Source organism: Bifidobacterium sp. UBA744, from assembly GCA_002298605.1.
Lineage (GTDB): Bacteria > Actinomycetota > Actinomycetes > Actinomycetales > Bifidobacteriaceae > Bifidobacterium.
Genome location: DBKS01000063.1, coordinates 29,656 through 47,515 on the forward strand (window position 1 = coordinate 29,656; position 17,860 = coordinate 47,515).

Genomic DNA, 17,860 nt, shown 5'->3' on the forward strand with positions numbered 1-17,860 from the left:
AGGCAATCCGCGGCGCCGCATTTGGATGAGGCGGCCCGGTTGCCGTGCTTGACGATCTTGACGCCGGCGGCAGCCGCGACCACGGCCGCCATGGTCGACAGGTTCACGGTGGCCGCGCCATCGCCGCCCGTGCCCACGATATCGGTGGTCTCGCCCGAGACCTTCAGCGGCACGGCATGCGACACCATGGCCTTGGCGGCGCCGCGCACCTCCTCGGCGGTCAGACCCAGCTGCTGCTGGGTTGCGAGCACCGCTCCCACCGCAGCGGGATTCGCATTGCCCTTCATCAGATCATCGACGAACCATTCGGATTCCTCGGCGCTGAGGTGGCTTCCGCCAACCAGTTTGGACAGAATAGACTTCCATGAGTATCCGCCGTTCATGTTACCTCCTCGACAACTCGGCACGCTCGCCATTGTACGCATACATAATTTCGCCGGCTTTCGGGTTTCGCATGTCGGATCACGTTGCATTGCTGCTAATGTTATGGAGTTGCCGTAGGTTGCCAAGCCAAAGGCGGCCAGAGCTGAACGGAGGGGACATGGCGCGGAACGTCACCATCTACGATATCGCCAAGGCAGCCGGGGTCAGCCCGTCCACCGTATCTCGCGCGCTGAGCAAGCCAGGCCGCCTGTCAGCCCGAACCGAACTGAAGATCCACCGCGTTGCCGAAGAACTCGGATATCTCACCGCCGGCAAGGACGACATCCTGGAGTCCCCCTCCACCGGACTGGTGTCGATCATGGTGTCGGGATTCGACAACCCCCACAATATGCGACTGCTCTCCGCACTGGAAACGCGCCTTGAGGAGCGCGGCTACGCGGCGGTCTGCTCCGACGCCACGATGGACAACAACATCAAACGCCGTACCTCCTCGCTGCTGCTGCGCAACGTCGACGGCGTGGTGCTCATCTCCCCCACCATCAACGAACCGGATCTGCGTCGATTCGCCATCAACCGCCCGACCGTACTGGTCAATCAGCAGCTCAGCGGATTGTCCACGATCAGCGTGGACTCCTCGGACGCCATCGACCAGGCGATGCGCATGCTGCGGCAATCGGGACACCGCAGCGTCACCTTCCTCGCCGGATCCGCCAACAGCTGGGTCAATGAGATGCGTCGACGCGCCCTGAAGGCCTCGGCATACCGCTACGATTTGGAATTTCGCGTGCTCCGGGGATTTCCCGCCGTCATCGAAAGCGGCAAAAAAGCCGTCGACGGATACCTGTGCCACCCCAGCGACGCGGTGTTCGCCTACAACGACCAACTCGCCATCGGCTTCGAGTCGGCGCTCCGGGCCCGTGGGCTGCGCGTTCCCGACGACGTGTCAATCGTCAGTTTCGACAACGATCCGGCATCGACGACAACGCTGCCGCCGCTGACCACAATTGATCAGCACGCCGACGTCATCGGCGTCAAGGCCGCGGACACCATCGTGGATCTCATCCGATCCCCGCAATCGCGACGAATCAACATCAGCGAGCCGGCAAAACTCATCGTGCGTGAGTCGATCAGCAAGCAGAAGCGCTCGGTGATGAAACTGGGCCCCTATGTCACGTCAACGCAGACAAAGCACGACGGCACCATTACGCTGACCGTGTTGTCGCAAGCCTTCACCGAACTGATGCCGCGACTCGAAGCCTTCCAGCGGACGCATCCGCATATCGTGCTCGACCTCATTGACGGCCATACCATGCAGATGGCCAATGACATGTATTGGGAGCGCCTGCAGTCGCATCGTCCCGTGCCCGACGTCTTCAACCTCGACGTGACCACAATGCCGCAATTCGCCGCTTCCGGCGCATTTCTCAAACTCGATTCCCCGGACATCGAGGCAAAATGGGGACCGGAATTCAACAAGGCGGCCTGGAGAACGGCGCATTACGCCGGGCACCTCTACGGATTGCCCGGTGACCAATCGCAAACCGCACTGTTCTACCGCAGGGATCTGCTCGACCATTACGGCATATCCGTGCCCGCAACATGGCGTGAGTTCTACGAATCGGGCGTCGAGCTGCACCGCCGCGCCCCGTCGCGATACCTCGGCGCCATAGACTCCGACATGCAATATTATCTCGCCTTCCTACGGTCGGCCGGCATATGCCCCTGGCAGTCGGAAGAGGACGGGAAGATCACCTTCAATCTCAATGATCATCGCATCCGCGACATCACGGTTTTCCTGCAGCGATGCATCGACGACGGCGCCCTGACCGCCCTTTCCATGTGGGACGGCCGCTACGCCACCATGAAGGACGGCGCCATTCTCACCGTATTGCAGGGCAACTGGTTCAGCAAGATCCTCGCCGCCTCATATCCGGCGAATGCGGGACAATGGCATGTCGCGCTGCCGCCGTCATGGAGCACGCCGGAACATCTGCTGACCGCGCAGATCGGCGGATCGATGATGTGCATCAGCGCCCGCATCCCCAGGGAGCGCCAGCTGGCGGCCCTCCAGCTCATCCACTGGGTCCAGGCCAACCCGGTTTCCGTGGATCTGCGTGCGATCGGCGGATACTCGGCCACCACATACTTCCAGAACAAGCCGGATCTGCTCGGAACCAACGACACCTACTTCAACCAGCAGGTGTATCGCATCTATACGCAATCAGCGCAGCGGGTCAACCAGCAGTGGGATCATCTTCCCTTCGAGACCTTCATGTCTCGCGGATACGCCAAACGGGTGCTGCCCGAACTCAAGGTCGGCGGCCACTCCCCCGAGGCCTTCGCCTCCTGGCTTGGCGAGCTGCCCGGCTATGCACGCTCACAGGGGTTCAGCGTCACCGAGTTGTAGTTGAGCTAGGACGAGGGTGCCGATCCGGCACGCTCAGGACCACGTCTTGGGTCCGTTCCACCTCATGCCCACCCCACTACAACCCCGTCCACGCCCAAGCCATAGTGAGGTCCTTCGCAGCTGCTGTTCGTTGCGAAGGACCTCACTCGCCAACCGGATCAATCAGGCGATCAAGTCAATCAGATCATTGGGACTGTCCGGGCAATTGGCTCATTACTCGTTCTGACCGTGGCACATCTTGTACTTGCGACCGGAACCGCACGGGCACTGCGCATTCTTCGGGGTCCCCGGGAACGTGCGGCCATCGGCCCACGGGGTCTTGAGCTCCTCGCTCTTGGGCTTCTTGGAAGCGGGGACCTTGCCTTCGGCATGGCTCATCGGAGCGGGACCGACGATGACTTCAGGCTCGGACTTGGCCTCGTCCAATTCCCCGGCGGCCTCCTCGGCCTCCCGGGCGACGGCGGTTTCCTCCTCAGCCCTGTCATTGTCCTCATCATCCGGTTCGGAGGGCGCACTCAGCTCTTCGGCCGCCGGAGCCTCCGACGCGGCGTCGATGCCGACTTTGGCCTCCGCCTCGTCAACCGCAGCATCCTCGTCCTTATTGGACTCAAGGTCTTCGGTTTTGGCGATCTGGTCGATGTCCACATGGAAGAGCAGCTGCACCGACTCCTCCTTGATGGCTTCGATCATCGAGTTGTACATCTGATACCCCTCGCGCTGGTATTCAACCAGAGGATCGCGCTGACCCATGCCACGCAGACCGATGCCGTCTTTGAGGTAGTCCATCTCGTAGAGGTGCTCACGCCACTTGCGGTCAAGCACGGCGAGCACAACACGGCGCTCGAGCTGACGGGTGCCCTCCTCGCCGAGCCTGTCCTCACGCTGACGATACTGTTCCTTGGCGTCGTCCACAACGACGCCGATCAGGGCATCGAACGCCTTGTCACCTTTGAGTCCCTCGACCTTCGCCTTGGCGTCATCCTCGCTGAGGGAAACCGGGTAGACGGACCGCAGCGCCTTGAACAGACCCTCCCAATCCCAGTCGGCTGGCTTGTCGGAACCGTTGTTGGCACCGTGCACATACGAGGTCACCGTGTCGGCGACGAAGCGCTCGATGTCATCGTGGATGTCCTCGCCCTGCAGCACGGCCTGACGCTCCTGATAGATCACCGTACGCTGCTTGTTCATCACATCGTCGTACTTGAGCACGTTCTTGCGAATCTCGAAGTTGCGCGATTCCACGGCCTTCTGGGCATTGCGAACGCCCTTGGAAACGGACTTCGACTCGATCGGCTCGCCCTCCGGCATGCCCTTGGCCATCACGCGAGCCACCAGCTGCGTGTTGAACAGACGCATCAGATCGTCTTCCAAAGACAGGTAGAAGCGGGATTCGCCGGGATCGCCCTGGCGTCCGGAGCGGCCTCGCAGCTGATTGTCGATACGCCGCGATTCGTGGCGCTCGGTGCCCAGCACATACAGACCGCCGAGCTTCACCACCTCTTCATGCTCATCCTTGACCTGCTCCTTGACCTGGGCCAAAGTGCCGGGCCACAGCTTCTCATACTCGTCGGGAGTGTCCTCCGGGGAATACCCCTGGGCCTTGAGCTTGGCGTCGGCAAGGAACTCGACGTTGCCGCCGAGCATGATGTCGGTGCCACGCCCCGCCATATTCGTGGCGACCGTCACGGCGCCCTTGCGGCCGGCGACCGCGACCACGGCGGCTTCCCTGGCGTGCTGCTTGGCGTTCAGCACCTGATGGGGGATGCCGGCCACGTCCAGCAGCGACGAAACGACCTCGGAGGATTCCACCGAGGCGGTGCCGAGCAGCACCGGCTGGCCCTTTGCATGACGCTTGGCCACATCACGCACGATGGCGGCGAGCTTCTCCTTCTTCGTGCGGTAGATCAGATCGTCCTGATCGATGCGCTGCGGCGGCTTGTTGGTCGGAATCGGCAGCACGCCGAGTTTGTAGGTGCCCATGAATTCGGCGGCCTCGGTTTCGGCGGTGCCGGTCATGCCGGCAAGCTTGTCGTACATACGGAAGTAGTTCTGCAGGGTGATCGTCGCGAATGTCTGGTTCTCGGCCTTGACCTCGACATGCTCCTTGGCCTCGATGGCCTGATGGAGACCCTCGTTGTACCGGCGTCCGGAAAGAATGCGGCCGGTGTGCTCATCGACGATCAGCACCTCGCCGTTGGACACCACGTAATCGCGGTCGCGCAGGAAGAGCTCCTTGGCCTTGATCGCATTGTTCAGATAGCCGATCAACGCCGTGTTGCTCGGTTCGTACAGGTTGTCGATGCCAAGGTAGTCCTCGACCTTGGTGATGCCGGGATCAAGGATGCCGACGACCTTTTTCTTCTCGTCGACCTCGTAGTCCTCGTCGCGAACCAGCTTCGGCACCAGGCGCGCGAACTGGCGATACCAGCGGGTCACGTCGCCCTCGGCGGGACCCGAGATGATCAACGGGGTACGGGCCTCGTCGATCAGGATGGAATCGACCTCGTCGACGATGGCATAGTGATGGCCGCGCTGCACCAGATCGCTTTTCTCCCACGCCATGTTGTCGCGCAGGTAGTCGAAGCCGAATTCGTTGTTGGTGCCGTAGGTGATGTCGGCATTGTACTGCTTGCGGCGCTCCGGCGGTTTCTGATCGGTGACGATGCAGCCCACGCTCATGCCGAGGAAGCGGTAGATGCGGCCCATCAGCTCGCTCTGATAACTGGCAAGATAATCGTTGACGGTAACAACGTGGACGCCTTTGCCCTCAAGCGCGTTCAGGTAGCTCGGGAGCGTTGCGACCAACGTCTTGCCCTCGCCGGTTTTCATCTCGGCGATATTGCCCCAGTGCAGCGCCGCTCCGCCCATCAGCTGAACGTCGAAATGACGCTGGCCGAGGGTGCGCTTGGAGACCTCGCGGACCGTGGCGAACGCTTCCGGCATCAGGGAATCAAGCGATTCGCCGTTTTCCAGACGCTGCTTGAACTTGCCCGTCTGGGCTTTGAGGTCCTCGTCGGACAGCGCCGAAATCTCCTCTTCCTTGGCGTTGACGGCCTTGGCCACGTTCTCAAGTTTCTTGATCTGGCGGCCCTCGCCCATGCGCAAGGCCTTATCCAGGATATTTACCACGTTCTGCTCCTCGTTGTTTACCGTCAGGCACAAACTGCGACCATACTACGCGAACATTGGGATTTTCCGCTACAGCCGCACCAAGATGCGACTGCGCATGAGCCCCTCTCCGACACAAAGGGATCCCGCGCATCCGATGCGCCCGGAATGCGCGGGATCACCCATGCAAGATCGCTGCCGCAAGACGGCAACGCCTTGAACTGCGACTCAGTCGTCGTTCTTCTTGACGTTCTCCGGGGTGTCGATCTCGAAGACACCGTAGCTCCATCCGTGACGATGGTAGACGACGGAGGGACGGCCGGTCGCCTTATTCACGAAGAGGAAGAAATCGTGGCCGATGAGCTCCATCTCGTACAGCGCCTCGTCGATGCTCATCGGCTCGGCGATATGCAGTTTGCGACGAATGACAATGGGGGTGTCGCCCACCTGTACCTCAACGGATTCGCCCGGCCCCAGATCTGAGGCGACGGCGGCCTCGGGGCTGTTGTTGGGCTCCTCCTGCGGCTCTTCGGCGACCTCGGGTTCCGGCGACGCCACGCCCAGATCAACGGGAACGGGGTTGCTGTAGCCACGACGATGATCCTTGCGGCGGTCACGTGTACGGCGCAGCCGAAGGGTGAGCTTGTCCATTGCCATGTCGAGGGCGCTGAATTCATCGGCGCTCGAAGCTTCGGCACGCACCACGGTGCGACCGGCGATAATGGTGATTTCCACTCGCTTGGCGGTGTCGGCCTGACGCGGATTCCCCTCATGCGACAGCACTATCTGAGCGCGCTGGGCGTCAGGGGCGATGGCGGTCACACGATTCATCTTGCTTTCTACGACATCACGGAACCTTTGCCTGATCTGCGTATGACGTCCGGTAACGACGATATCCATGTGGACCTCCCTTGTGCTCAAAACGGCGCGAGCCGTTTTTCTGTGCCGGAACAGCGTCTTCGCGTCCGGGTAGTGAACATTGTAGCCGAATCGGGCCGCATATGCGTATGACTCGCTGATGTTCTCGCGAGAATATCAGCCGTGTTTCCTTGGGGCGGCCTTCTGATAGGCTGGCTGATTCGTGAGACCTCTTGATGGTCGCGGCCGTCCTGTCGGACAGGCTGAGGAACTTCCGGGCTCCATAGAGCACGATGGCGGATAACGTCCGCCCAGGGTGACCTGAGAGATAGCGCAGCAGAGAACAGACCGCCCGCCGTGCTGCACGGCGGGTAAGGGTGAAACGGCGGTGTAAGAGACCACCGGGCCGCTGGTAACAGCCGGCCGCATGGCAAGCCTCATCGGGAGCAAGGCCAAGCAGAGGACTATTGGGCTGCTCGCCCGCGTCCTCGGGTAGGCTGCTAGAGTCTGGCGGCAACGTCAGATCGAGATGGATGGCCATCCGCATCATCCGAACAGGTGATGCGACAGAACCCGGGGTATAAGAGGTCTCACACTCCACGATTTCCCATGCCTTCAACTTGCGGTCGAGTCACCGCAAGAGCCGCTGAGCAGTTCCCCGGCCACCCTGCGCAACGTTTCGGGACTATGACCCTTGCGGCTCCCCGCGGACCACAGTCTCCGATAGCGTACGCTGCGGTCCATGCCCAGCGTTTTCCGGGCGACCCGACGTCCAAGCTCCCACGCCGCGTCCTCAAAGACGCCCTGCCGCTCAGCCTCGTCGACCATGCGCGCGGCCATGGAACGGCCGACGCCCTTACGTGTCAGCTCCTCCAGGGCTCCGCGCGGCCCCATCATGCGTCCGACGCAGGATCGGATCACCGAGGCGGCGAAGCTTTCGTCATCCAACAGCCCCAATTCGGTCAGCCGGTCGATAACGCCGCTAACGGTCGACTCGTCGTATCCCTTGTCGCTCAGACGACGAGCCAACGAGCCTGACGAACGAGCCGAATAGTCAAGCAGCTTCAGCGCGGCCTCCCTGCACGCATCGTCATCGCAGGGATCGTCGAGCGGCTCGGCGGGCGCCGCGGAGGCGGTGGCTCCAAACCCGCCCCGCCTGGGCATTCGCCGCCGTCTGGCGAGCCGACCACGACGCGCGGCACGCTCCCCCTCAGCTGGATTGCCGACAGCGAATTCGGCCCCAGCGGAGCCGTCACCAGCTCCGGAAACGGCCTGGTCCGACGACTGAACGGGATGGTCGCGAAGAAACTCCTCGGCGCGAATCATACAACCATCCCCAATGCGGCCTGATTCGCGGCACGCAACGGCAACGGCAGAGGCAACGGCATAACCTTATTTGGCCCCGTCAGTCGAAGCAGCGGCGCCGCTCTTGCCGGTATCGCCATCGGAGGCGCCCTTCCCGGCCGATTCACCCTCCGCCGCGTCGCCGGCGGCGTCCGGGTCGTCGACAATGCCGAACTTGGCCTTGATTTTCTGCTCCAATTCCTCACGAAGCTGCGGATTGTCCTTCAGGAACTGGCGGGCCTTCTCACGCCCCTGGCCAAGCTGCCCGTCGTCATACAACAGCCACGAGCCGGACTTCTTGATCAACCCGACCTGAAGGCCCAGATCAAGCACCGATCCCTCCTCGGAAATGCCCTGGCCGTACAGCATGTCGAATTCCGCGATCTTGAACGGCGGGGCCATTTTATTCTTCACCACTTTGACCTTGGTGCGGTTGCCGATCGGCTCGTCGCCATTCTTCAAAGTCTGCACGCGGCGAATGTCCAATCGCACCGAAGCGTAGAACTTCAGCGCCTTGCCTCCGGTGGTGGTTTCGGGGGAACCGAAGAACACGCCGATCTTTTCGCGAAGCTGGTTGATGAAGATGGCCGTGGTGCCGGACTGGGCCAGGGCACCGGTCATTTTGCGCAGCGCCTGGCTCATCAACCGCGCCTGAAGACCGACATGGCTATCGCCCATGTCGCCCTCGATTTCGGCCTTCGGCACCAGCGCGGCCACCGAATCGATCACGATCACGTCCAACGCGCCAGAGCGGATGAGCATGTCGGCGATTTCCAGGGCCTGCTCGCCATTGTCCGGCTGCGACACGATCAGTTGATCCGTGTCGACGCCCAACTTGCGCGCATACTCCGGATCCAGCGCGTGCTCGGCGTCGATGAACGCCGCCACTCCCCCGGCCCGCTGCGCGTTAGCCACCACATGCAACGCCAATGTGGTTTTGCCGGAAGATTCCGGACCATAAATCTCAACGATACGCCCCTTGGGCAGGCCGCCGATGCCCAGCGCCATATCAAGCGCCAGCGAGCCGGTGGGAATTACCTCCACATTCTGCAGCGGCTTGTCGCCCAGGCGCATGGCCGACCCCTTGCCGAAGCTTTTCTCCACTTGAGCGAGCGCAGTATCAAGCGCAGCCTTGCGCTTATCCTCCACGGACCGTTCCTTATTGCCTGCCTGCTGTGCCATCAGACGCTCCTTATGCCTGTTACCGACAACCGTATGCCTCACCGTACGGTCACCACCACGCCGCAGCAAGCCCTACGCGACGGTGTGGTCGAACGACCCCCACCGAACGCTTTCTCCGGGCGTGTCCGGCGCTTCAGCCATCCACATGTGGACATCTACCAGGAAATTATACACAACAGTGCGAACATTTGTTCGAATAGACACGCCGGCAACGGACGCACCATCGGCCACGCGCCGTCACCCGCGACGCAAGCCGGCGGCGCCGAAGAGCCTATCCATGAAACCCATACGGCTTCGGCGGGGCCACATGGTCCTTGCCCCACCGACGAGCGTCCGGAACATCCATCTGATCACACAGGACATTCCACACAGTACGGGGCTCCTCACCGGCTGCAAGCGCCTCCCGAACCGTCATGCAGCGCAACGCGGCAAGCTGCTGGTCACGGGCAAGGCTCCGCCCGTAGGAATGACCAAACACCTCATCGACAAGTTGCCAGAATTCACGCTCACGCATAAGGCACCACCGTAGCGCCCGGAGTCGCCAGACTCCGCGGTCAGTCTTCCATGGACTCGATATAGTCAGCCACCATGCGCAGCATCTGGGCGGTGCCCACGCCGAGGGAATCGGCGATGGAACTGAGCAGCTCGGAACTGGCCTCCTTCTGCCCACGCTCGACTTCAGACAGATATCCAAGGGAAACACCGGCCTTTTCGGAAACCTCGCGCAACGTCTTACGATCCTTGGTGCGCAGATCCCTCAGCACATGGCCGATCGCCTCGCGCAACGAAACACCCTGATCCCTGCCGCGACGGCCATCGGCGTCACGGTCACCGGCATCCCCCGACCTCTCTACGGCAGCGCAACGGGACGACCCGCTCACGTCCTCCTCGCTCCACATGCGACTCAGCGCCGCCTGCCGCTGGTCGCGAGCCTTTTTGGCGGCCTTCGCACGCAAAATCTGCTGCTGGGCATACATGACGGCACGCTGCTGGGCTGGCGTCAACGTACGCACCCGGGCGCCGGTGGCCGGCATGTCCGGAGCCACCGCAGCCATGGAACGCGCCTCAGACCCATTGGCTTTGCGAACCATCGTCAACTCCACTGCCGTCATCGAATCCCCTTTCGTTGCCGTGAACTATGTCGTTCAACCGCAGGGGACGCGCAATTATTCCACAGGAGAACGGCATTGTGACACACATCACACGTCCGTTCAACGCGGGATGGACGTCGACAGGTGACGCAGCACATGCAACACCGCACTCAGCCGAACCGCCTCGCGCGACCCGCTGAGATGCAGCTCATAGGACTGCGCACGCAGCGTCCCGCCCTCATCGGGAATCGCCAACCCGACATACACCAAGCCAGCGGGCTTGTCGCCATCCGGCCCGGGACCGGCCACACCGGTGGTGGACAGACCAATCACACGGCCCGCCTTACTGGGTCTTGTGTACAGACGCGCCGTGCCAAGAGCCATCTGGGCCGCCACTTCGGCCTGCACCGCCCCGCCATCGGCCAGCAGCTGGGCGTTTACACCGAGAATCGTCGCCTTGGCGGCGATGTCATAGGTGACCGCCGAACCGAGGAACACATGCGACGCGCCGGGAATGCGCACGAACGCATCGGCCAGCAAACCGCCGGTCAATGACTCCGCGGCCGCTATATACAATCCCCGACGCTCGCACATATTGAGAATCATCGTCGCCAATTCGTCGCGACGGCTTTGCGCGCTATCGTCACCCATCCCTACTCCTTCGCCACGGAAGCATGCGCCACTCCAGCGGCGCGAACGGTTTTCACCACATACTCGACACCCGAATACCAGCACAGCACCAGTGCAAGCAGCAGCAGAGCATCGGCCAGGGCATAATACCCGTGCACGCACGCAGGCGGCAGGTAACCGGAACTGGCGGCCGAAGCCCCCAAAGTCCAGACAGGCGCCAACACCATGGTCAGCGCAATCGACTGGAACAGCGTTTTGAGCTTGCCGGGCCATGCGGCCGCAATCACCCTACCACCGGTGTCGATCACCAGAAATCGCATCACCGTAATACCGATCTCACGTACGAGGAACAGCACCGTGACCCACCACGCGACTTCGCCGAAGACCGACAGCACCACCAATGCCGACAACACCAGCAGCTTGTCGGCGATCGGATCCAGCAGCTTGCCGAGTTCGGTCACCGCATCCGTCCGGCGAGCCAGCCACCCGTCAAGCTTGTCGGTGGAGGCCGCCAGCAGGAACACCGCGGCCGCCCACCACCGCAAACCGATGCGGCCCGCCGCACCGGGGACCGGCAACGGCGCATCGCCGAAACCCGCCAAGCCGGCCGTGGGCTGGGCGCCTGCGGCAACGAGCAATCCCAGGAACACCAGCACGAGCAGAATACGCGCATACGTCACGATATTCGGCGCGCTATTCCAGCCCGTCAGCAACGATTGCCCGGACATGCGCTTCATCACAGCGTTTCTCCTTACCTACAAGGCCATTCCGTCTTCAACATACCGCGCAGCCGAGTCAGGATGCGCCTTCGGAAGACCCCAACGCGGGCTGGGCGGCGCCGCCGGATTCCAGCGTCTTGGTCTCCCCTCGGATGAACGCCAGCACCGCCGGCAGATCCTGCGGCTGCACCAGCACCTCACGCGCCTTGGACCCCTCGGACGGCCCGACCACGCCACGCGACTCCAGCAGGTCCATCAGGCGGCCGGCCTTGGCGAACCCCACGCGCAGCTTGCGCTGCAGCATCGACGTCGAGCCGAATTGCGAACTGACCACCAATTCAGCGGCCTGCAGCAGCACATCCATGTCATCGCCAATGTCCTCGTCCGGCTCCAGCGCCGCCTTCTCGGCCTCCTTGGCCATCTGCTCGATGTCCTCGCGGTAATGCGGCTTGCGCTGGGTGCGCACGAATTCAACGGCCTTGCGGATTTCGGATTCCGACACCCATGATCCCTGCACGCGCAGCGGCTTCGCCTCGCCCATCGGCAGAAACAGCGCATCGCCCTGCCCAATAAGGGTTTCGGCGCCCGTGGTGTCGAGAATGACTCGGGAATCAGTGGCCGACGACGTGGCGAACGCCAGGCGCGACGGAATATTCGCCTTGATCAGACCGGTCACCACGTCAACGGACGGCCGCTGGGTGGCCAGCACCAAATGCACGCCGGCCGCGCGCGCCAGCTGCGTGATGCGCTGAATCGAACTTTCCACATCGTTCTTGGCCACCATCATCAGATCGGCCATCTCATCAACCACCACCAGGATGTACGGATACGGGGCGACCTTGCGATTCGAACCGGCCGGGGCATGCACCTTGCCGGCGCGCACGGCCTCGTTGAAATCCTTGACGTGGCGGAAGCCGAAGAACTCAAGATCGGAATATCGCGCATCCATCTCCTTCACGACCCACTCCAACGCCTGCGCGGCCTTCTTCGGGTCGGTGATGATCGGAGTGAGCAGATGCGGGATGCCGGCGTAGGCGGACAGCTCCACGCGCTTGGGATCCACCAGGATCAGACGCACCTGCTCGGGGGTGGCACGCATGATAATCGACGTCAGCATCGAATTGACAAAACTGGACTTTCCGGAACCGGTGGCACCCGCCACCAGGAGGTGCGGCATCTTCGCCAGGCTGGCGGTAACGAAATGCCCCTCGACATCCTTGCCGATACCGGTCAGCATGGGATTGGGGTCGTTCACGGCCTTGTCGCTTCTCAGCACGTCACCCAAATGCACGATCTCCCGATCCTCATTGGGGATTTCTATGCCGATGGCCGACTTGCCGGGAATGGGACTCAGGATACGCACATCGGAACTCGCCACCGCATAGGCGATGTTCTTCTGCAGATTGGTGACCTTCTCGACCTTGACGCCGCTGCCCAGCTCCACTTCATACTGGGTGACCGACGGGCCACGCAGGAATCCGATGACCTTGGCATCGACGTTGAACTGCTGGAAGGTGCTCGTCAACGCTCGGATAACGCGGTCGTTGGCTGGCGTACGAGCCTGATGGGGCTGTCCCTTCACCAATATATTGAGGTCGGGCAACTGATAGTCGGCGACATGGCCGCCGTCATCGCCGGCCGCATCCGAGGCTGCCGCATCACCGGCGGACGCCGCGTCGGGAGCGGCGAGGTCCCATGGGTCGTTGGGATTGGCCGCACGCGGCGCGGCCATGGCAACAGTCGCATCCCGAGGCGCGCACGCCACGGTATCGGACGGCATCAAAGCCGTGGCGCCCATGGCGGCCGTCGCATCATCACCGTCACCGACCGCATGCCCCACGGCATGGGTGGAACCAGCGACGCGGGGAGTCGGCGCATCCATGGCAAGCGGCTCGACAATCGAGGTTTCGGCGGTCCGGCCATGCTGTTGAGCGGCCCGGTCAAACGCGCGATCCCCCTCATACGAGTCGAGGGAGTGGTTGGTACCGTCGGCTTTTTTGGCGAAAAGCCTCGACCACCACGACGACTTGCCGGAGGATTTGGCCTCCTTCCCATCCTCATTGCCATCATGAGCGGGCACGCCATCGGCGAACGCCAGCGTGGCATCGCCCACACGCACCTCATTGGGGAATTGCTCGTCTTCGTCGCGCCGATCGTCCCGGTCGGCTGCGGCGCCACGCACCATATCACCCAATTCACGCGCCTTGTCGGGCAAATCGGTCACATGAGTCCTGGTGATCAGCAGCAGTGAGAACAACGCGGAAACCACGAACACGATGACGGCAAACGGCGCCGAAAGCCCCCACGCCAGCGGGGATCCCAGCACAAAGCCCAGCAAACCGCCGGAACGTTGCAGCACGGCAATATCGAATCCACGCATAGAAGAGGCGCTGGCCACATCGATTATCGAGCAGACCGACCAGAGCAGCAACGCCCAGCCACTCATCACACGGGGATTATCCGACCCCTTGCCGGAATGACGCATCAGCCGAAACGCCACAATCGCCAAAACCACGGGAAGCACCACGCTCATCACGCCGAACACAGCCGAAGCCGCGGCGTGCAGCGCCACGCCCAGCGCGCCCTGGACCCGGAACCATTCCGAAGCGACAAAAAACACGGCAAGCACCAGGAACACAAAGCACAGTCCATCGCGGCGATACACGGGATCGTATTCCCCCACGCCCGTCAGCGAACGAACCAACGCGCCAAGCTGACGGGGAAGGAACAGCAGCATTTTCTTGCCCATCGACTCCTCGGGCTCATCCGCCGCACGCCGGCGGTCGGACCCCGAACGCTTTGAGCCATTCGATCGCCTCGCGGTCGATCCGTTAGTGTTCCTCGACGATGATGTTTCTCTTGCCATAGCGTCCCCTAGCCTACCGGCATCGCGTCACAGCGCAACGCCCCACACCCAAAACGAGCACTTCCCGAACAGGCCATTCAACCGGACCGTTCGACGCACGCCCATGAAGGCACCGCTAAAAACGGTCGTCAACAACCTTCACGTCGCCAAGATGATGCTGCACATATTCGTCGGCTTGGGCGTCGATCGGATCATACTCACCGGCATCGGCATGATCGATAATGGCCATCGCATTGGCGACGAGCCTGGGGTTCACGGCCTCCAGCCAATGAATGCGCGGATCCCGCCCGAACCAGCCCATCTGCTTGCGGGCAAGCCTGCTGGTTTTCCGCGCGATATCGGCATACGCGTCCTCGGGCTCATCCCACATGCCGTCCAGCAAGTCAACCATCTGCTGGTAACCGATGGCCCTGCCTGCCGTGAAGCCAAGTCTGGGACGCAGCGCGCGCACCTCGTCAAGGAATCCCTCCCTGGCCATGCGCTGGGTACGTTCCCAGATCCGGCGGTCAAGTTCCCCACGGTCAAGGTCAAGGCCGATTTGCACACAGGGGATCACATAGCGATAGCGCGGCAGCGTCGAAGAGTAGGGCTTGCCGGTCAGCGAAATCACCTCAAGCGCGCGAATCGTACGCCGGACGTTCCGCGGATCCATATGACTGGCGGCTTCCGGGTCCTTCGCCTTGAGTTCGTCGAACAGCAATCCGGGACCTTCGGTTTCGGCGCGACGCTCCAACGCCGCGCGAATCTCGGGATCGGTGCCGGGAAACGAGATATCGTCGATGGCTGCCCGCGCATACAGGCCGGAACCGCCCACCAGAATCGGCCGGATGCCCTCAGCTTTCAGATCACGGATCGTGGCGCGGGCGAGTTGCTGGAAACGCGCCACGCTCATCGTCTCATCCGGTTCGATGATATCGATGAGATGATGCCTGACCTCGGCCTGCTCCTCGGCGGTCGGTTTCGCCGTGCCGATATCCATGCCCTTGTACATCTGGTACGCATCGGCGTTGACGATTTCCGCCTTCTGCCCGCGTTTCGCGAGTTCCTTGGCGATGGCGATGCCCAGACCGGTCTTGCCCGACGCGGTTGGCCCCACAATCGACACCACGCGCATACCCGGCGTCCCGCCGCCCTTGCTTTCGGCGGTCGGTCGGCTCACACCCGAGGCATTGGATTGTTCGGAAACCGGATCAGTGACGCACGACATAGGTTTGCCCCGCTTCCACATTCGGATCGGCGATCAGATTATGCCGTGCGGCATGAGTGACGGTTGCCGTGACGAAATCCCCCACCCGCGGCTCGGGGAGCCCCTCCGGCACGCCGATATGCACCAGCACCCCGGTTTTCTCGCGACCGGTGACGCGCTTGGTCACCGCGTCCTTCTTACCGCGCGCCCCGGTGATCATCACCTCCACGTCACGGCCTTCGAAGGCCTTGAGATCCTCCTCGGTGATCCGTTCCTGCAAGGCGACCAGACGATCGAAGCGATCCTGGACCACCTCCTTGGGAACCTGCTCCATCGCGGCGGCCGGAGTGCCGGGACGGGGAGAATATTCGAAGGTGAACGCGGACGAGAACCGCGCCTTGCGGACCACGTCCAGAGTCGCCTGGAAATCCTCCTCGGTCTCTCCGGGGAACCCCACGATGATGTCGGTGGAGATCTGCGCGTCAGGCATGGCCGCGCGGACCTTGTCGAGAATGGTCATGAACTTGGCGGTGCGATATGAGCGGTGCATGGCCCGCAGAATCCTATCGGACCCGGATTGCAACGGCATATGCAGCTGATGCATCACATTGGGCGTTTCCGCCATCGCGGCGATCACGTCATCGGTGAACGCGGCCGGATGGGGGGATGTGAACCGCACTCGCTCCAATCCCTCGATCTGCCCGCAGGCGCGCAGCAGCTTGGAGAATGCATAGCGGTCGCCCATGGCATACCCGAAGGAGTTCACGTTCTGGCCCAGCAGCGTGATTTCCTTGGCTCCATTCGCCACACAGCGGCGGATCTCATCGAGAATGTCCCCGGGGCGTCGATCCCGCTCCCTGCCACGCGTGGTGGGCACGATGCAAAACGTGCAGGTGTTGTTGCAGCCAACCGAAATCGACACCCACGAACTGACCTTCGAGGCGCGATCCGCCGGCAACTGGCTCGGAAACTCCGTCAACGCGTCCTGGACTTCGATCTGCGGCGTACCACTCACCCGGTTCTGATCCAGCAGCCTCGGCAGGGAGCCAATGCTCTTGGTGCCGAACACGGCGGCGATCCACGGGGCCTTCTTCGCGATCTTCTCACGATCAAGCTGCGCCATGCAGCCGCCCACCGCAATCTGCAGGTTCGGTCGCTCCCGCTTGAGTTCCGCCCACAGACCCACCGTGCCATACATGCGTTCGGCGGCGTTTTCCCGCACCGCGCACGTGTTGAGCACAATCAAATCGACATCGTGGCCGGCAGCCTGGTCCTCGGTCGCGGCCACATACCCGTCACGTTCAAGCACGCCGGCGATGCGCTCGGAATCATGCACATTCATCTGGCATCCCAGCGTATGGATCGAAAAAACACCTTTGCCCCGACCGCGCGAGGCATCGACCGCATCATTGGTTTTTGGGGCGCGCTCCGCCTCCGTCATCATCGCTTCATCCATAGCCCACCATCCTAACGACCGGACCACCCAGCACTTTCTCAGACTTGATGCGACGACGACGCTAGAATGAATCGCGTGATTTTAGACCGACACAACCGCATCAGCACATCAGACTTGAAAGTCCGTCTGAAAGCCATCGACAATGGCGACGCGAAAACCTTCGACTCCACGACAATCACCGATTTCATAGAGATGATGCAGGTGTACGAAGGCGCGATGTACGAAATCAGCACCAAGTTGGAAATCCTTGACGATGAATTCCAGGTTCGGTTCAGCCACGACCCGATCCACCACATGGAGCGCCGCCTGAAATCCGTCAACTCGATTCTCGGCAAACTGAAGCGCAAGAAGCTGCCGCTCAGCGTTCAGGCCATCAGGGACAATCTCTTTGACGTGGCCGGCATCCGCGTGATCTGCAACTACCGCGACGACGTGTATTCGGTGTCGAACTATCTATCGACCCAATCCGACATCCAAGTGCTTCGGGTCAAGGACTACATCAAAAACCCGAAAATCAACGGATACCGATCACTGCATGTCATCTACGCCGTGCCGGTGTTTCTGTCGTCCGGCCCCCACTACACGCCGGTGGAAGTCCAGTTCCGCACCATCGCCATGGATTACTGGGC

Annotated in this window: 13 protein-coding genes, 1 other RNA gene and 1 pseudogene; 3 read left to right on the forward strand and 12 right to left on the reverse strand. The window is 62.0% G+C overall.

The features are described 5' to 3' along the window. A pseudogene (locus B2994_RS07195) lies at positions 1-383 on the reverse strand (anthranilate phosphoribosyltransferase); the annotation flags it as partial. A 158-nt stretch (positions 384-541) separates the two neighbouring features. Between B2994_RS07195 and B2994_RS07200 the strand changes: the two are divergent. Beyond that, on the forward strand, positions 542-2,791 hold the full coding sequence (locus B2994_RS07200; protein WP_291527692.1) for an extracellular solute-binding protein: 2,250 nt from the start codon (positions 542-544) through the stop codon (positions 2,789-2,791). A gap of 213 nt (positions 2,792-3,004) precedes the next feature. On the opposite strand, the gene secA is transcribed toward B2994_RS07200, so the two are convergent. Together secA and hpf are read right to left on the reverse strand one after the other, a co-directional pair. Further along, entirely contained in the window at positions 3,005-5,920 is a 2,916-nt protein-coding gene (gene secA, locus B2994_RS07205) for a preprotein translocase subunit SecA (protein ID WP_291527693.1), read from the reverse strand. Between the two features lie 207 nt (positions 5,921-6,127). Further along, positions 6,128-6,799 (reverse strand): ribosome hibernation-promoting factor, HPF/YfiA family, encoded by a 672-nt coding sequence (gene hpf, locus B2994_RS07210; protein WP_291527694.1) that lies wholly within the window; start codon positions 6,797-6,799, stop codon positions 6,128-6,130. Positions 6,800-6,981: 182 nt separating this feature from the next. On the opposite strand from hpf, the gene rnpB reads away from it, so the two are divergent. After that, positions 6,982-7,354, forward strand: an RNA gene (rnpB, locus tag B2994_RS07215) — RNase P RNA component class A. Positions 7,355-7,372: 18 nt separating this feature from the next. On the opposite strand, the gene B2994_RS07220 is transcribed toward rnpB, so the two are convergent. From B2994_RS07220 to miaB, 9 genes are all read right to left on the reverse strand, one after another. Further along, complete coding sequence (locus B2994_RS07220) at positions 7,373-8,083, reverse strand: regulatory protein RecX (RefSeq protein WP_291527695.1); 711 nt, start codon at positions 8,081-8,083, stop codon at positions 7,373-7,375. A 66-nt stretch (positions 8,084-8,149) separates the two neighbouring features. Further along, positions 8,150-9,283, reverse strand: coding sequence for a recombinase RecA (recA, locus tag B2994_RS07225; RefSeq protein WP_291527696.1), 1,134 nt, complete (start codon positions 9,281-9,283; stop codon positions 8,150-8,152). A 271-nt stretch (positions 9,284-9,554) separates the two neighbouring features. Further along, a complete protein-coding gene (locus tag B2994_RS07230; RefSeq protein ID WP_291527697.1) occupies positions 9,555-9,797 on the reverse strand; it encodes a DUF3046 domain-containing protein in 243 nt (80 codons plus the stop codon). Positions 9,798-9,837: 40 nt separating this feature from the next. Then, positions 9,838-10,338 carry a helix-turn-helix domain-containing protein gene (locus tag B2994_RS07235; protein WP_291527737.1) on the reverse strand — a complete coding sequence of 167 codons (501 nt, stop codon included), beginning with the start codon at positions 10,336-10,338 and terminating at the stop codon, positions 9,838-9,840. Between the two features lie 156 nt (positions 10,339-10,494). Beyond that, positions 10,495-11,025 carry a CinA family protein gene (locus B2994_RS07240; RefSeq protein WP_291527698.1) on the reverse strand — a complete coding sequence of 177 codons (531 nt, stop codon included), beginning with the start codon at positions 11,023-11,025 and terminating at the stop codon, positions 10,495-10,497. A 2-nt stretch (positions 11,026-11,027) separates the two neighbouring features. Further along, a complete protein-coding gene (gene pgsA / locus B2994_RS07245; protein ID WP_291527699.1) occupies positions 11,028-11,741 on the reverse strand; it encodes a CDP-diacylglycerol--glycerol-3-phosphate 3-phosphatidyltransferase in 714 nt (237 codons plus the stop codon). A 58-nt stretch (positions 11,742-11,799) separates the two neighbouring features. Next, entirely contained in the window at positions 11,800-14,589 is a 2,790-nt protein-coding gene (locus tag B2994_RS07250) for an FtsK/SpoIIIE family DNA translocase (RefSeq protein WP_291527700.1), read from the reverse strand. Between the two features lie 115 nt (positions 14,590-14,704). Then, positions 14,705-15,703, reverse strand: coding sequence for a tRNA (adenosine(37)-N6)-dimethylallyltransferase MiaA (miaA, locus tag B2994_RS07255; protein ID WP_291527738.1), 999 nt, complete (start codon positions 15,701-15,703; stop codon positions 14,705-14,707). A 76-nt stretch (positions 15,704-15,779) separates the two neighbouring features. Continuing rightward, positions 15,780-17,231 (reverse strand): tRNA (N6-isopentenyl adenosine(37)-C2)-methylthiotransferase MiaB, encoded by a 1,452-nt coding sequence (miaB, locus tag B2994_RS07260; RefSeq protein WP_291527701.1) that lies wholly within the window; start codon positions 17,229-17,231, stop codon positions 15,780-15,782. Between the two features lie 66 nt (positions 17,232-17,297). On the opposite strand from miaB, the gene B2994_RS07265 reads away from it, so the two are divergent. Further along, positions 17,298-17,860 (forward strand): GTP pyrophosphokinase (locus B2994_RS07265; RefSeq protein ID WP_414630665.1); only part of this gene is annotated, 563 nt, incomplete at its 3' end.

Coding starts and splice junctions, on each gene's coding strand:
- miaB (WP_291527701.1), bottom strand. CDS start 17,231: ATGGATGAAGCGATGATGACGGAGGCGGAGCGCGCCCCAAAAACCAAT.
- B2994_RS07230 (WP_291527697.1), bottom strand. CDS start 9,797: ATGCGTGAGCGTGAATTCTGGCAACTTGTCGATGAGGTGTTTGGTCAT.
- pgsA (WP_291527699.1), bottom strand. CDS start 11,741: ATGAAGCGCATGTCCGGGCAATCGTTGCTGACGGGCTGGAATAGCGCG.
- B2994_RS07240 (WP_291527698.1), bottom strand. CDS start 11,025: ATGGGTGACGATAGCGCGCAAAGCCGTCGCGACGAATTGGCGACGATG.
- B2994_RS07200 (WP_291527692.1), top strand. CDS start 542: ATGGCGCGGAACGTCACCATCTACGATATCGCCAAGGCAGCCGGGGTC.
- hpf (WP_291527694.1), bottom strand. CDS start 6,799: ATGGATATCGTCGTTACCGGACGTCATACGCAGATCAGGCAAAGGTTC.
- miaA (WP_291527738.1), bottom strand. CDS start 15,703: ATGCGCGTGGTGTCGATTGTGGGGCCAACCGCGTCGGGCAAGACCGGT.
- B2994_RS07250 (WP_291527700.1), bottom strand. CDS start 14,589: ATGGCAAGAGAAACATCATCGTCGAGGAACACTAACGGATCGACCGCG.
- B2994_RS07235 (WP_291527737.1), bottom strand. CDS start 10,338: ATGGCTGCGGTGGCTCCGGACATGCCGGCCACCGGCGCCCGGGTGCGT.
- recA (WP_291527696.1), bottom strand. CDS start 9,283: ATGGCACAGCAGGCAGGCAATAAGGAACGGTCCGTGGAGGATAAGCGC.
- B2994_RS07220 (WP_291527695.1), bottom strand. CDS start 8,083: ATGATTCGCGCCGAGGAGTTTCTTCGCGACCATCCCGTTCAGTCGTCG.